We start from the raw sequence: 15,341 nt of genomic DNA, 5'->3' as shown, positions 1-15,341 counted from the left end.
TTCGATGCGATAGATTATTGATGAACTACCGTAAGCCATTGAGGCCCAAATTGCTGAAGAGAGTCCTAGCTTTTCTGACGATCCCGTTATTGTTACTGGGCCTGTCCTTTTTCACCAGTCCGGCAGCAGCAAAAGTGACGCCAAAGCACTATACCGACCTCACTTTTTCTGAGTTACCTGAGATTCAACTCCCAGATTATCAGCGGGTCGAGCTAGACAATGGCATGATTGTTTATCTCATGGAAGATCACGAACTTCCCCTCGTCAGTGGTCGATTGATGACTCGTACTGGCGAACGCTTAGAACCAAGCGAACAAACCGGTCTTGCCAGCATCGTGGGCGAAGTCATGCGGACAGGGGGAACGCAAACCCATGACTCTGACACGCTCAATCAGATGCTAGAGCAGCGGGCAGCATCGGTGGAAGTCAGTATTGACAAGGCCTTTAGCAACGCTAGTTTTTCAACCTTGAGCGAAGATCTAACAGACGTATTTGGTTTATTCGCTGAGGTTTTGCGAGAGCCAGCCTTTGCCCAAGAAAAAGTTGACTTTGCGAAAAAACAACGAGCCGGTGGCATTGCCCGCCGCAATGATTCTCCTGACTCGATTGGGGGACGAGAGTTTCGCAAACTGATGTACGGCGATGAGAGTCCCTATGCTCGGATTCAGGAGTACAGCACGCTTGCGAACATTGAACGTGATGATGTGCTGGATTTCTATAAGCAATACTTTCATCCCAACTGCATGATTTTAGGGGTGGTAGGTGACTTTGATTCGGCTGCAATGCTGGAGCTGATCAAGGCTAAGTTCGGAGACTGGCCAATGAAGCCGGGTGCCGTTGTGCCTGAAGCGCCAGGAGCATCTCAGGCAAAAGCCTCTGGAATTTTTTTGGTGGATCAGCCACAGCTCACGCAAAGCACGGTGCAGATTGGTCATGTCGGCGGGCAGTTGGATGACCCTGATATTTTTGCGCTGTTCGTGATGAATGAAGCGCTCAATAGCTTCGGCGGAAGGTTATTTAATGAGGTGAGATCGCGTCAAGGTTTAGCTTATTCGGTCTTCGCGGTTTGGAGCGCTAGGTACGACTATCCAGGCTTGTTTGTCTCAGGAGGGCAAACACGCTCTGAGACGACGGCAGCTTTTATTAAAGCAGTCAAAGCGGAACTGAATAAGGTGCGCCAAGCACCCCTCACGGAGACAGAAATTCAGCGGGCGAAGGATGCCATTCTCAACTCCTTTGTCTTCAATTTTGATGACCCTTCTGATACACTCACTCGCCTAATGCGATATGAGTACTATGGCTACCCGGAAGACTATATTTTTCGATATCAAAACGCTGTGAAAGAGATGACAGCCGAGAAGGTCCAGGCGGCGGCGCAAAGGCATCTACAGCCCGATCAGCTCGTCACAATTGTGGTGGGCAATGCCAAAGCAGTGCAGCCTGCACTCGAAGAGCTGGGGCCGGTGACGTCGGTAGATGTCACAATTCCGCCTCCACCGGCAGCGATACCAGTCCCTCCGGTTTCGTAGAAGACAAGAGCTAGCGTTGATTGGCCTGGTCGCGCTGGCTCAAAAATCTCTCATGACGCCAAACTATCAATCGAAGTCGTTCCTCCAGCTCGTTGCAGTTGTCCTGGTCGTATATATCGCACCAATTGTACTGATGCTGGTGGATATCATTCCCTCTGAGTTCAAGTACCACGTTCTCATTGGGATGAGTGCCTTACTGTTGCTCTATGGCATGGTTAATGGCGCTTCTCTCAGCAGCTTCGGCTTTACCCGCAGGAATTTAAAGCCTGCCCTCACTAGGGTTGTACCTGTCAGCGTTCTGGTGGCGGTTGTTATCTTAGCTCTTTATTTTCTGAGGCTGTTTAGATCGGATAGCCCATCGGCTCACTGGTCGTTCTATATTTTTTATATCTTTGTCTCGGCGTCGCTTCAGGAGTTTGTCTACAGAGGATTTTTATTTCATCTGCTGAAGAAAGCCCACGTTAGCAAAGTTTGGACGATCGTGGTTTCCTCGGCTCTGTATGGATTTATGCATATTATCTTTGATATTCCAGCAGTGTTTTTCACCTTTCTGATTGGCCTGTTCTGGGGGTGGGCTTACGAGAAGGATCGGAATATCTACGGCGTGATGATTAGTCACTCTATTTTGGGGTCTTTGTCTTTGCTGGCGAACTTTTCTTGATGGATGGGGTTTCTAAAGTGGGTTTGCATAAATAAAGCATCCACGCTCTGCATTGGCTCCCCCGGCCCCCAATTCTGGGGGAGATAGCACATTGTTCCATAAATTTTCGAGCGCCATGTTTTTGCGATTTCCGTAGGGCCGGCAAGATCTGAACAGGATTGATTCTGTCGGTCAAGCGATTGAATCGAGTTGCTGCATGAGTGCATCTCCCATTTCCTTGCATCCCACCAAAGTTGTACCGGGGGACTGAATGTCGCCTGTGCGATAGCCCTGCTCTAGAACTCCTAGCACGGCCTGCTCAAGCCGATCGGCAGCGGTGGGCTGATTGAGGCCGTATCGAAGCATCATCGCGGCGCTCAGGACTTGAGCTAGGGGATTTGCTAAGTCTTGACCAGCAATGTCTGGGGCAGAACCATGAACAGGTTCAAAGACACCGGGACCGGAGGCTCCGAGGCTGGCAGAAGGCAACATGCCAATGCTGCCGGTGAGCATGGCGGCAATGTCTGAGAGGATGTCACCAAATAGGTTGCTAGTGACGATGGTGTCGAACTGTTTGGGGGCGCGCACAAGCTGCATTGCGGCGTTATCGACGTATAGGTGAGACAGCTCTACGTCGGGATAGTCTTCGGCGAGGGCGGAGATGCGATCTCGCCACAGCTGCGACACTTCTAGTACGTTTGCCTTATCCACTGAACAGAGTCTGCCACCGCGTTTTTGCGCAGTTTCGAAGGCGACTCGACCAATGCGATCAATTTCGGGTTCGGTGTAAGCAATCGTGTTGACGCCCCGCTTGACGCCGGTTTCCGTTTCGAATATACCCTTGGGCTGACCGAAGTAGGCTCCACCCGTCAGCTCCCGCACCACCATGATATCGACGCCTTCTACTAGTTCTCGCTTGAGACTGGAGGCGTCAATGAGCTGCGGCAGTATCTGGGCGGGTCGCAGGTTAGCAAACAGCTCTAGCCCCGCTCTCAGACCCAGCAGGCCCGTTTCAGGGCGGAGGTTGCGCGGTAGTGAATCCCACTTGTAGCCACCGATGGCCGCAAGGAGAACTGCGTCGCTATCTCGGCAGGTTTGTAGCGTTTCTTCGGGGAGTGGGTTGCCTGTGGCCTCAATGGCGGCTCCGCCAATCAGGGCTTCTTGGAACTCAAAGGTGAGATCGAGTTGAGCACCCACTGTCTTAAGGGACTGGGTTGCGATCGCAATTATTTCAGGTCCAATGCCATCGCCAGGAAGCAGTGTAATTCGGTACTGTTGGGTCATAGCCACTCTAGATAACTCGCCCTTATCTTACTGGGAATTGGCCCCCCCTTAGCCAACGGTCGCCGCGCAATCGCTGGCTTCTTGCACCACAGAATTGAGATCCGTCACCAGTTGGCGAAAGCGCTCGGGATCCAATACCGGATGAATCGCCCTCACCTGTCCGCAGCGGTCAATTACCATTGCCCGGTTAGAGTGGGCAATTTCGTCCGTTGCGGCACTATGAGTTTGGGATTGCTCACCTGACACAGCCTGGACGTTCGGCTCCACAATTAGGTGGAACCCCTCTGTTAAGAGTTGGAGCATTTGAGCGGGTTTCCCAGTTACGAACGACCACTCCTGCACGTTCTCCGCATCAAAATCTTGAGCATAACGGCGCAGCACTGATGGGGTGTCTCGCCTAGGATCGACCGAGAAAGAAACCAAGCGCACAGAATCTCCGAGCAAATTAGAGGTCGCCAGCGCGTCTCTCAGCGCCGCCATTTGCCGAGTAATCAGAGGACAGACATCAGGACAACTCGTGTAGATGAAGCTAGCCACCCACACCTGCCCCAACAGATCTTTTTGTCGCAGAGTGTGCTGATCTTGATCTTGCAGACTGAACGCGGGAACAGCCCAGAACAACTGAGGTTTTGAGATCTGTGATGTCACAGGCTGTGAAGAGAGCATGGACTGCGCTGATGCAGCAGGCGCATGAATCCCCACGGAAAAAAGCAAAAGGCTTGCCAGTAGGGAACTTATGCACCGAAGCCATGTCTTGTTATTCATTGATCTTATAAATAGATTGCTCTAGATTAATGTGGGCATCATTGGTAGCGATACCAAGGGTCTAATGTTGTGGCCTTTGGATGTTTCACTTCGTCGTTGTTTTTTCAAAGTATGAGGTTGTTTATGTGGGGCCAATCGTGCCACCCGTTTGGGCATGTCGTTCGTGCTTGCCTATTGACCAGCGCTCTTTGCATCTCAGGATCGCTACCGATAGCGTCGGCATCTAGTACAAGCTTAACGGTTCGAGTCAATGGCTTTCGCAGCCAGAGCGGTCAGCTTTGCTTAAGTCTTTATTCCAAAGCCAAGGACTTTCCGAGTAGTACCTCGGGGGCGATGCAAGCACAATGTCTCAACGCAGAGACACCGACAATCACTTTTCAGAACCTCAGCTCAGGCAGCTACGCTGTGGCGGTGTTCCATGATGCCAATGGCGACGGCACCCTCAACCGGAACCCCATTGGTATTCCCACCGAAGGGTTTGGCTTTTCTCGCAATCCTCGTATTTTGACAGGCCCTCCCGCCTTCTCTGACTCAGCCGTGTTTGTCGCCGGCCCAGGGCAAAATATCGATATCAAGCTGAACTATATGCTGTAGCATCGACAACTGGTTAACCCCAGAGACCCGTACCTCTTGCTGCAGGTCTAATTCAAGTGTCATTGGACCTCCAGCTTGGTAACTGCGCCTTAGCTTCATGGAGCAAGGGAGCTTCGGCATCCTTGCCAGACAGCAGGGGGACATCAAGAGGCCAATCAATGCCAATGGTTGGGTCATCCCAGCGAATGCTGTACTCGTCGCCGGGCGCATAGAAGTTCGTACACTTATAGGTGAACATCGCTGTCTCGCTGGTGACGCAAAATCCGTGGGCAAAGCCGGCGGGAACAAACATTTGCCAATGGTTTTGAGCCGATAAGATTTGGCTGAACCATCGACCGAAGGTGGGCGATCCCTGGCGAATATCAACGCAGACATCAAACACTTCGCCAGCAGCAACGCTCACCAGCTTGCCTTGAGGATGCAAAAGCTGATAATGCAGGCCTCGCAGCACACCTTTGTCAGAATGAGAAACATTGTCCTGTACAAAAGATGCACGCAAGCCCGCCTCACGGTACCGCTCCTGGTGATAAGACTCGAAAAATAAACCTCGCGAATCTTTGTAGATCTGGGGTTCAATCACGAGTACGCCCGGTAGAGCCGTCTTTCTAATCTTCACTGAAAAGTCATTGCCTCTTGCTAACGTTCAAGTGAATCGAGGAGAGGAGATGCCGACGTTGATTTTACAGTATCTCTCAAGCCAGTCTGATCGGTGACGCAGGAGACAGAAGGGTATGATTGGGCTGTCGTTGTGAGAATGCCGCTCAATGCTAGCTCGGGTGTGGAGTGCAGCTCTAATTGGAATAGATGCGATCGCAGTTGGCGTCGAAGTTGATGTCGCCGGTGGACTACCGGGTACCGTCATTGTCGGTCTGCCCGATGCCGCCGTCCAGGAATCTCGGGAACGAGTCAGAGCTGCACTCCGCAACTCTGAATTTGTCTTCCCCATGCGGCGAATCGTGATCAACCTAACCCCTGCCGATCTGCGAAAAGAAGGCCCCAGCTTTGACCTGCCCATTAGCATCGGCATTCTAGCCGCTTCTGATCAGATTGACCCACAGCTTTTGGGGGATGTGCTGTTTTTAGGTGAAGTCTCGTTAGATGGCGCACTGCGGCCAGTCACGGGCGTCTTGCCCATTGCAGCGGCAGCAAAACGGATGGGCTACGCCGGTCTAGTGGTGCCCTTGGCAAATGCTAATGAAGCTGCCGTTGTCGAGGGTTTAGACGTTTATGGCTTTGAGACCCTGGCCGAAGTCAGTGCTTTTTTGAATCAACCCGATGCCTCTACGCCCGCACAAGTTCAAAGCAACGATGCACAATACTTTCATAGACCTCAGCTCGACCTTAAAGATGTTAAAGGCCAAGCCCATGCCCGCCGAGCTTTAGAAATTGCCGCAGCAGGAGGTCATAATCTTGTCTTCGTTGGCCCCCCCGGCAGCGGTAAGACAATGCTGGCTCGACGGCTACCTGGCATTTTGCCTCCGCTTGCCTTCGATGAAGCTTTAGAAGTCTCTAAAGTCCACTCTGTTGCTGGTCTGCTTAGAGATCGCGGAACCTTAGTACGAGACCGTCCTTTTCGTAGCCCCCACCACTCCGCATCAGGCCCCGCATTGGTAGGGGGTGGCAGCTATCCACGGCCCGGAGAAATCTCCTTGGCGCACCGAGGTATCCTTTTTTTGGATGAGCTAACGGAATTTAAACGAGATGTTTTAGAGTTCCTACGGCAGCCACTAGAAGATGGGTTTGTCAGTATTTCTAGGGCCAGACAGTCGGTCACCTTCCCGGCTGAGTTTACACTGGTGGCCAGCACCAATCCATGCCCCTGTGGCTACTATGCCGATCCAATTCAGACCTGTACCTGTACGCCACGACAGCGCGAGAACTACTGGGCTAAGCTATCAGGCCCGCTGATGGACCGGATCGATCTGCAAGTTGCGGTCAGTCGATTGAAACCAACTGAAATTACACAGCAGGCGATGGGGGAAGCCACTGAACCCGTGCGGATGAGAGTACAGAAAGCCTGCGATCTCGCCCAAGCCCGATTCCAAGACGAGCCGACTCTACACTGCAATGCCCAAATGCAAAGCACTCATTTACGGAAGTGGTGCGTCCTAGACGACGCAACCCGCCAACTACTAGAAGCAGCCATTGGACGCCTGGGACTATCGGCACGGGCCACTGACAGAATCCTCAAAGTTGCTCGCACCATTGCTGACCTCGCAGAATCTACTGACGTGCAAACGGCTCATGTGGCCGAGGCCATTCAGTACCGAACCATTGACCGACTGCAGTAGCCTTGTGAACCTAGCTCTGCTCACGATCAAGAGAGTTCAAGGATCTGCTAAATCATTCCAAGGTTTTTGAACCAGAGTTTTTCAAAGCTAAAGCCATCTTGAGATGCTGCCGCTTGAGCTGCTTGTTGCAGGTCCGCCTCTGTGAGGTCAAAGTCATATTCTGCTGCCAGGGCAATCACATCATCTGGTGAATGGCAGTCTTGATGTCGCTTCGTTAATGGCTCATCAGCATGAAGGCGTTCGAAAAATGGACGACTCCGGGGTTGAAGATCACTCAGCCACTGTTGATAGGCCTGCTGGGCCAAGCTTTTCAGGTCATCACCGGTAAACTGAAAGCCCAGTTCACGAGTTAAAGCCATCAATTCACCCACAGAGGTCATTGATCGAATTCTGGCCTGAAGCTCAGCAGAGTCAGCAATTGCTTGACTAAATGCCTGTGCCGTCTGGGTTTGCATCACGATGTCCTCATCAATCACAGTAGGGTCAGGGGATCTACATCTATGGCTAGTCTGACATCCTTGGGGCAACGGGCCTGTAGTTCTGAGGTAGGCAAGGTCCAGGCAGGCATGCCGTCAACGATGGCTGGCAGCTTCAGCAAGACTTGCCAGCGATATCGACGCGCGACACGCAGAATATTGGCAGGTGCAGGCCCTAAAACGGCGGCTTCTAGGCCAAGCGCTTCGATTTGTTTGACCAGATAGGTGGCGATGGCCTGTGCTGTTTGTTCAACGCGTTCTTCACTAGGGCTGCTGAGGCGCAGCACAATGAGCTGTCCGTAGGGAGGGTACTGTAAGGCTGCGCGCTGCTGAAGTTCTGAGTCTACGGTGGTTTCATAGGCATAGCGCTGCACGGCCTGAATAACAGGATGGTCAGGATTGTAGGTTTGCATGATCACCTGTCCCGGATGCTCACCGCGTCCGGCTCGCCCTGCTACCTGCAGCAGCGTTTGGAAGGTGCGCTCGCTGGCCCGGAAGTCGGGCAGATTTAGGAGACTATCTGCGGCTAAAACGCCGACAAACCGAACTTGGGGTAAATCAATGCCCTTCGTGAGCATTTGAGTTCCGACCATCAGATCGGCTTCTCCGGCAGCAAATCGATCTAATAACTGACGGTGGGCACCTTTGCGGCGAGTGGTATCGCTATCAAATCGTAAAACCCGTAGGTCCGGGAACTGGCGATTGAGATCTTCAATGACCCGCTGCGTTCCACTACCGAAAAAGCGGAAGTAGGGAGAGCTGCAGTCAGGACATTGGGCAGGCTGAGTCTGGGTAAAGTTGCAGTAGTGACAGCGCAGCAGGGGCTGCTTGATGTCAGCATTATGGTGGTAGGTCAGCGATACGCTGCAGTGCGGACACTCAACCACGTAGCCACAGCTCCGACAGGAGACAAAGGTACTGTGCCCCCGCCGATGAATAAACAGGAGCCCCTGCTGCCCACTGTGGAGCTGTTGTAAACCGGCCTGGAGCTTACGGCTGAACAGGGAACGATTGCCCTGCTCTAGTTCCTGCCGCATATCCACAATGGAGATGGGTGGCATGGGACGAGCGTGGACGCGCTGGGGCAGCGACAGATAGTGATGATTGGATGGCTCAGATTTTGTGTGGGGCAAGAGATGTTGTGATGTGGCCCAGCTTTCGAGGGAGGGGGTCGCAGAACCAAGAATGAGCGGGCAGTCTTCGGCTTCTGCTCGCCAGCGGGCAACGGTTCGGGCGTGGTAGCAGGGAGCAGGGCGATCTTGCTTGTAGCCAGTATCATGTTCTTCATCAAGGATCACCATGCCCAAATTAGGCAAGGGTGAAAAGATTGCGGAGCGGGTACCAATGACAACTTGAGCGGTCTCGGTTAGCATCTGTCGCCAAGTGTCATAGCGTTCGCCATCAGAGAGGGCGCTGTGGTAGACACAGACACGATCGCCAAACCTAGCCCGAAAGCGATCGGTTAACTGGGGCGTCAATCCTATCTCAGGCACTAGCACCAGCACGGATTGTCCCCGCTTTAAGGTAGGGGCAATGGCCTGTAGATAGACTTCTGTTTTTCCTGAGCCAGTGACACCGTGCAGCAGGACTTGATGATAGCCCTGCAAGTCCTGGATGACGGCCAATGCCTGCTCTTGATCAGGGGTTAAGGTCTGAGCTTGGTCAGACTCAAAGGGACTCTGCTCCAGGCGTAAGCGCTCTTGGAGGGTGATGGCAACGCAGCCCTTTTCTTCAAGGGTCTTCAGCGTTTTCGGGGTTGTATGGCACAGCTCGGTAAAGGGCTGCAGCCACATTTCTCCGCCCTGCTGTTGCAAAACGACTAGGACTTCTTGTTGCCTTGAGGTCAGATCAGGTGCGGCGCTGCTCAATAAGGTGACAACCTGTTGACGCTTGGGTTGGGCATGGGACTGGGGTTGCACATAGCTTTCGACATAGCCCCGCTGACGCAGTTCGCGTAGACCTTGGTTGGCACCTTTAACCTGACGCTGTAGATAGGTCCAGGTGTAGTCTTGGTTGGGACTGTTCTGTAGAACTTCGATCAGCTTTTGAGCGGTGGGCGTTAGGGTCTGAGTCTCTATGGAGCGTTGGCTTAAACGGATTCGACGTTGCGATCGCATCAGCAATCCCGGCGGCAGCGCTACGCGAATCACTGCCATCAGCGGCGCATGATAGTACTGTGCCACCCGCTCTAAGAGCGACCAGTAATTGTCTGGGAAAAGACTGGGACTGACGAGATCGACGACCTCTCGAATCTGGGCCGTGGCAAGCGCCTCTGGCAGATCAGCAAAGCAGCGAATGGCAATGCCGCCAACTGTTTGCGGTCCGAAGGGAACACTGAGAATATCGCCGGTCTGGATCGTTAGGCCCGGCGGCAGCCGATAGGTGAACAGCTTCTCAGCACCAGGACAGTCCACCAGTACCTCTACGAAGGGGCCACGGCTGTTAGAAAAAGGTTGGGGGTCAGTCAAAGCCACGGACTAGAGAGCATCCGGTTGCGATCTCATCAGCTCCACCGTAATGTTGCCCGTATAGTTTGGGATCGGTGGGGTTACTTTCGTGAGTCTAACCTGGACCTGCTGAATTTTTTTGTGGGTGAGGGTTTGAGTTGCGATCGCATCTGCCAAACGCTCAATTAAATTAAATTTCTCCGTTTGGATGAGGATCTGGACCTCATTAATCACCTCACGGTAATCCAGCGTATCGGCCAAGCTGTCACTAGCGCCTGCCAGAGCGAGATCTAGCCACAGCTTTAGGTCAACCTCGAACCACTGACCCAGAACCTGTTCCTCTGGCAAAGCGCCAGTGTAGCCATAGCAGCGCAGGCCGCCAAGGTGCAAGCAATCCATACAACATAAACAACATGAGACAAATGCCAATTAGGCAGAGCATCTATCATGCGCGATCTTGGAGCACGACACAACCGATCAGACTGGTGACACCTCAAGGGATCGGGCATACTGGAAACACCCTGTATTGTGCAATACAGCAAACCGGAGCGAAGGCAAAATATGGCGGAGTCGCAACGCAGAATTATGATTGGCGATGTCCACGGCCATTATCGCGGCCTGATGGAGTTGTTAGACCTGCTCACTCTGCAGGAAACTGACCAAGTTTATTTCCTCGGCGATCTCATTGATCGAGGCCCCGATAGCGCTCAGATTGTTGACTTCGTTAAAAATAGCGGTCATACCTGTTTGCTGGGCAACCATGAACACCTGATGGTGATGGCCTTCCCCGGCGAAGAGCCAGACTTCATGGCCCTGCAGTCCTGGATCCACTGTGGAGGACAGCCAACCCTCGATAGCTACACCAGCATCGACGACCTGAAAACCGACGCTGAGTGGATGAGAACACTGCCCACGCATCTCGACCTCGGCGACCTGTGGCTGGTGCATGCGGGCGTCAATCCCCGCTTACCCCTCAAATCGCAAACTGAGCAAGAGTTTTGCTGGATTCGTTCAGACTTCCACAGTGCCAAAAAACGCTATTTCCCTGACAAGCTGATCATCACCGGGCATACCATTACCTTTACCTTGCCAGGCATCGATCCAGGCCAGATTGCCCAAGGCCCTGGTTGGCTCAACATTGAGACAGGTGCCTACCACCCTAACAGTGGCTGGCTGACGGCCCTTGACTTTGATCAGCAGTACGTCTTTCAGGTCAACGTCTTTAGCCAAGAGACCCGCATTCGGACCCTTGATGAATCGGTTATGACGATGCAAAAACTGCAGAGACGATGAGGCAAAGACAGCGATGGAGCAGGATGCTCTTTTGCTTAGACCGCCGCTTTCTCCTGAGACTTATCTGAGATCAAACGCTCGTAAGTTGACCGCATCTTCAGACCCGTTAGCACCTGGAACAGACCTGAACCGTTGTTTGATCCTGGATAGTCACGATGCTTGAGCAGTAGCTCAGTCATCTCGCCATAGTGCTTAGCAGAAGTATTACTCAAATGGCTCTCAATATAAATGACCTCATCCAGCTTCTCAAATTGGCCATCCACCTCTAGGACCGAGACGCTGTTGCCATAGTAGTCATCGGGACCGTAGAACATGCGGATACCGGGATAGGAGCAGGTGAGCTTCCGGCCGCAGGGCACCCAATTAATCGTAGAGCCTTCATCAAATAGGTAGACGGGGTCAAAGTCTTTGACATCTTCCTTCTGAATGAGCCGCACTCGCAGGATTTCTCCGGGCTTTTCTTCTTCTAGGAGCTGAGTGGGCAAAATCTGAATCACAACGTCAGCATGTTGCTTCTGAGGGTCAATATAAGCGTCAAAGTCAGGACGACGGGCGTTGATGGAGGCCAAAATGTCGTCATAGGTATGGCCTCGCTCAGCCATATCCCGCTGAATCTTCCATGAAATTTTGACTTCGTCACTGATGTCGAGGTAGACGCTGAAGTCGATGAGGCCGCGTACGCGTTCATCGTGGAGTGGATGCAGCCCCTCAATCACCACAATATGATTTGGGTCAATCCGTTCAGGAGGATCAAGCTCGCCTGTTTCGTGGTTATAAATCGGCTTATCGATGGCTTGATTATTTTTCAGCGCCTTGATCTGCTCATACATGAGATCAAAGTTATTGGCCCGAGGATCGAGGGCGGTAATACCGGTCTCTTTGCGCTGTTTACGATCGAGGCTATGGTAATCGTCTAGGCAAATCACGGTCATGAATTCTGCACCGAAGAGATCTTCAAGCCGTTGCAGAAAGGTAGATTTACCACATCCCGAATCTCCGGCAACGCCGATGAGAACCACACGTTCTGGCTTGCTGATCATATCGATGACTTCCTTCTGCTTCAATGTCGCTACAAGTGGCTCTAGGCATAAACCCTAATCGTCTGCAATCTCAAACGACCTGCCCCTTAATGATATTACTAGGGGATTGCCCCCTCTGGATAGGGTCCGCTGCAATCCTTTTTATAAAACAGTCTTGATTGCGGTAATCCACGGGCCTCTGCAGCACCCAGTGAAAGTATGCAATAGATAGAGGGCAGGCGAGCTCCGAACTATGGCTTCTCGGCCCGCTTCCTGCCGCGAGGTTCAGGGATTGCGTTCCAACTTAAACCGAAGATTTTGGGGCAAGGATACGCTGCCAAATGAGCTGAAGACCCAAACCCAGGAGCCCTAGAGCCGCTAGGGCAAAAATAGAAGTTGCTAAGGTGCTCATGCCAACGACCAAGGTCCGTACCGCCACAGAGAGGCTTGCAGCTGTTTGATTGTTAACGCTCAGAGGGTGAGCCGCGAAGGACGTTGCAATGTTGCGGGTTAACCGGTAGAGAAGCAGGGCAAAAATACTAGCGACCATGGCTCCAGTCAGGCATTGAAGCGGATGGACAGTCGCGGACTGTCCATTGGTCGGCTTGGGTACATCACTCTCAGACATAGTTCTGGCTCTCACGGCAGCTAACGAGCCGCAACTCATTGCTCCTCTACTGTACTGGATTTGTGAGGGATGCGATAACGCATGATGCAGGTTGGAACCTTTAAGCAGGGGCAGCAAATTGCAACGCCATTGCATCTGCAGTGAGCGGTTTAGAAAACAAGTACCCTTGGCCTTGGTCACAGCTCAGGGCAGCAAGCTGATTTTTTTGTTCGATGGACTCAATGCCTTCGGCAACAACGTTCATGCCGAGGGTGTGGGCCAAGGTGATGATGGTGCGAATGATCTCAAAATCTTCAGGACTGGTCTGCATCCGACTGACAAAGGAGCGGTCAATTTTCAGGGTATCGAGGGGAAAGCGGTGTAGATAGCTAAGAGAGGAGTACCCGGTGCCAAAATCGTCGAGGCTCAGCTGAATGTTGCGATCGCGAATCTGCTTTAGCATATCAATAGTGGCATCGGCATGATCCATCAACATGCTTTCCGTCAGCTCTAGCTTTAGATAGCGGCCTTCGATCTGAGTGAGGGTCAAAATGTGATCGAGGTCTTCAAGGAACCGGGGATCCTGGAGTTGCTGACTGGCAAGATTGACGCTAACGCTGAAGGGCGGCAGCTCTGGATATTGATCTAAAAGACATCGAATCTGCCGACAGGCCGTCAGTAAAACCCAATGTCCGAGTGGGACAATGAGTCCTGTATCTTCTGCCAGCGGTATAAAATCCGCCGGGGACACCAAACCTCGCTGAGGATGCTGCCATCGGACTAAGGCTTCAAAGCTCGTGGGCTGATCGGTCGTAAGCGAAACAATCGGCTGATACTGTAGCCTAAACTCGCTGCTGACAGTACTCTGCCCCTGGGAGTCGGCCACGCGGAGACCATCACAGGCTAACCGCAAATCACGCTCAAGCTGCTGCAGCTCACGGGTTTGATCATACATTTGTGAATTGAAGACCACATAACGCGCCTTCCCCAAAGCTTTGGCACGATACATGGCAATATCAGCATCACGCAGCAACGCAGCACTATCTCGATAATCGATAGACGACAGTACAATGCCAATACTGGCCCCCGTGAACACCGTATGCCCCTCTAGCTGAATGGGAGCTGTGAGTTCTAACAGAATGCGCCCCGCCGCATCCGTCGAATCAGTTGGATCGACTAAGCCATCCAGCAAAATAGTGAACTCATCTCCCCCGAGACGCGCGACTGTATCCGTGCGCCGCACACAATTTTGTAGCAGCTGTGAGATAAAAATCAGCAGCTGATCGCCCAGAGCATGTCCCAGACTATCGTTGACAACCTTAAAGCGATCTAAGTCAATAAATAAGAGCGAAAATTTGTAGTTGGGTTCTCGCTGGTGGCGCTTGAAAGCTTGATCAATGCGGTCTAGCAGTAGGGTGCGATTCGGAAGCCCCGTCAATCCATCATGCAGTGCATCGTACTGGATCTGAGACTGGGCTAGCTTTTGCTCTGTGATGTCATAGGTAATGCCATCGAGCCGCAGCGGAATTCCGCTGTTGTCGACAATGACGCGACCGCGATCTCTGAGCCAGCGGATGTCACCGTTGGGCCGAATAATTCGGTACTCTAAGTTTAGGCTACCTACCTCAAACCAAGACTGGCGCGTATGCTGAACGCGAAGCTGATCGTCAGGGTGGACCACTTCTAGCCAGAGAGTAGGGTTTTGAAAGAATTCAGCAGCGGTGCGACCATACACCTTCTCAACGGCGGGATTGAGGTACTCTAGCTCGCGGGTTTCCACAGACACTGACCAAACAATGTCTTCGAGCGAACCAAGGATGCTTTCTAGGCGCTGCTCACTTTTGAGCAGTTGCTGCTGCATCTGCTGTCGTTCATTTATTTCTTGCTGAAGCCGTTGATTAACCTGACGAAGAGCCTTGTTTTGATCGAGGAGCTGCTGGTCTTGCTGAAAGCTCTGGAGTGCGCCTTTGACGGTCAGCCCTAAATCTGTCTCATCCCAGGGTTTAGCAATGTATCGATAGAGACTGGCTGAGTTAATGGCTCTGACAATGGCATCTAGATTTGCCTCCCCGGTCAAGAGGATTTTACGCGTTGCTGGGTGGCTGATTTGCAAACGGCCGAGGAGCTGATCGCCGTAAATATCTGGCAGGTTTTGATCGCAGATAATCAGGGGGACTGAGATCTGTTCCTGGTCTAGTTCTGAAAAAAGTTCGAGAACTTCTTCGCCACTTTCTGCTAGCTCAATGTCATAGCCTTTGTCCATAATTCGGCTGAGCTGATCTCGCAGACTATTCAGAATTAGTGGATCATCATCAACGCAAATAATGGTGCCAGTATTCATGAAGCTAAAGCGACGGGATAAGAATTTAGAATAGTAGATTAACCGAAGGGATAAT

14 protein-coding genes are annotated in these 15,341 nt (G+C 52.3%); 5 read left to right on the top strand and 9 right to left on the bottom strand.

Annotation, left to right across the window (positions count from 1 at the left end; genetic code table 11):
- The first annotated feature begins 20 nt into the window (after positions 1–20).
- Positions 21–1,529 (top strand): M16 family metallopeptidase, encoded by a 1,509-nt coding sequence (locus C1752_RS02250; RefSeq protein WP_110984414.1) that lies wholly within the window; start codon positions 21–23, stop codon positions 1,527–1,529.
- Positions 1,477–2,190 carry a CPBP family intramembrane glutamic endopeptidase gene (locus C1752_RS02245; RefSeq protein WP_110984413.1) on the top strand — a complete coding sequence of 238 codons (714 nt, stop codon included), beginning with the start codon at positions 1,477–1,479 and terminating at the stop codon, positions 2,188–2,190. Before C1752_RS02250 ends, C1752_RS02245 begins: the two co-directional genes overlap by 53 nt.
- A gap of 171 nt (positions 2,191–2,361) precedes the next feature.
- On the opposite strand, the gene leuB is transcribed toward C1752_RS02245, so the two are convergent.
- Both leuB and C1752_RS02235 read right to left on the bottom strand, forming a co-directional pair.
- Complete coding sequence (gene leuB / locus C1752_RS02240; protein WP_110984412.1) at positions 2,362–3,453, bottom strand: 3-isopropylmalate dehydrogenase; 1,092 nt, start codon at positions 3,451–3,453, stop codon at positions 2,362–2,364.
- Positions 3,454–3,501: 48 nt separating this feature from the next.
- A complete protein-coding gene (locus tag C1752_RS02235; protein ID WP_233501262.1) occupies positions 3,502–4,167 on the bottom strand; it encodes an SCO family protein in 666 nt (221 codons plus the stop codon).
- Between the two features lie 174 nt (positions 4,168–4,341).
- Between C1752_RS02235 and C1752_RS02230 the strand changes: the two genes are divergently transcribed.
- The gene (locus tag C1752_RS02230; RefSeq protein ID WP_110984410.1) at positions 4,342–4,812 is read left to right on the top strand and encodes a DUF2141 domain-containing protein; all 471 of its coding nucleotides are present in this window, start codon (positions 4,342–4,344) and stop codon (positions 4,810–4,812) included.
- Positions 4,813–4,864: 52 nt separating this feature from the next.
- Here the strand turns inward: C1752_RS02230 and rfbC are convergent, their stop codons facing one another.
- Positions 4,865–5,428, bottom strand: a complete 564-nt coding sequence (gene rfbC / locus C1752_RS02225; RefSeq protein ID WP_110984409.1) for a dTDP-4-dehydrorhamnose 3,5-epimerase — start codon at positions 5,426–5,428, stop codon at positions 4,865–4,867.
- A gap of 148 nt (positions 5,429–5,576) precedes the next feature.
- Between rfbC and C1752_RS02220 the strand changes: the two genes are divergently transcribed.
- A complete protein-coding gene (locus tag C1752_RS02220) occupies positions 5,577–7,103 on the top strand; it encodes a YifB family Mg chelatase-like AAA ATPase (protein ID WP_110984408.1) in 1,527 nt (508 codons plus the stop codon).
- 47 nt (positions 7,104–7,150) lie between these two features.
- Here the strand turns inward: C1752_RS02220 and C1752_RS02215 are convergent, their stop codons facing one another.
- From C1752_RS02215 to folB, 3 genes are read right to left on the bottom strand one after another with little or no spacing between them, the layout of a single operon-like run.
- Positions 7,151–7,558 carry a Nif11-like leader peptide family natural product precursor gene (locus C1752_RS02215; RefSeq protein WP_146242256.1) on the bottom strand — a complete coding sequence of 136 codons (408 nt, stop codon included), beginning with the start codon at positions 7,556–7,558 and terminating at the stop codon, positions 7,151–7,153.
- Between the two features lie 17 nt (positions 7,559–7,575).
- Positions 7,576–10,053: a primosomal protein N' gene (gene priA / locus C1752_RS02210; RefSeq protein WP_110984406.1), complete on the bottom strand. Its 2,478-nt coding sequence runs from the start codon at positions 10,051–10,053 to the stop codon at positions 7,576–7,578.
- A 3-nt stretch (positions 10,054–10,056) separates the two neighbouring features.
- Positions 10,057–10,425, bottom strand: a complete 369-nt coding sequence (folB, locus tag C1752_RS02205) for a dihydroneopterin aldolase (protein ID WP_110984405.1) — start codon at positions 10,423–10,425, stop codon at positions 10,057–10,059.
- Between the two features lie 162 nt (positions 10,426–10,587).
- Between folB and C1752_RS02200 the strand changes: the two genes are divergently transcribed.
- Positions 10,588–11,319: a metallophosphoesterase gene (locus tag C1752_RS02200; RefSeq protein ID WP_110984404.1), complete on the top strand. Its 732-nt coding sequence runs from the start codon at positions 10,588–10,590 to the stop codon at positions 11,317–11,319.
- 35 nt (positions 11,320–11,354) lie between these two features.
- On the opposite strand, the gene C1752_RS02195 is transcribed toward C1752_RS02200, so the two are convergent.
- The 3 genes from C1752_RS02195 to C1752_RS02185 all read right to left on the bottom strand — a co-directional run bounded on the left by C1752_RS02195 (position 11,355) and on the right by C1752_RS02185 (position 15,286).
- Positions 11,355–12,359 (bottom strand): phosphoribulokinase, encoded by a 1,005-nt coding sequence (locus tag C1752_RS02195; RefSeq protein WP_110984403.1) that lies wholly within the window; start codon positions 12,357–12,359, stop codon positions 11,355–11,357.
- A gap of 283 nt (positions 12,360–12,642) precedes the next feature.
- Complete coding sequence (locus C1752_RS02190; protein ID WP_110984402.1) at positions 12,643–12,966, bottom strand: DUF3082 domain-containing protein; 324 nt, start codon at positions 12,964–12,966, stop codon at positions 12,643–12,645.
- Positions 12,967–13,066: 100 nt separating this feature from the next.
- Positions 13,067–15,286 carry a GGDEF/EAL domain-containing response regulator gene (locus tag C1752_RS02185; protein WP_110984401.1) on the bottom strand — a complete coding sequence of 740 codons (2,220 nt, stop codon included), beginning with the start codon at positions 15,284–15,286 and terminating at the stop codon, positions 13,067–13,069.
- Positions 15,287–15,341 lie beyond the last annotated feature (55 nt).

This window comes from Acaryochloris thomasi RCC1774 (assembly GCF_003231495.1).
Lineage (GTDB): Bacteria > Cyanobacteriota > Cyanobacteriia > Thermosynechococcales > Thermosynechococcaceae > RCC1774.
Note: the sequence above shows the minus strand (reverse complement) of the source record. Positions and strands in the feature narration are given on the sequence as shown.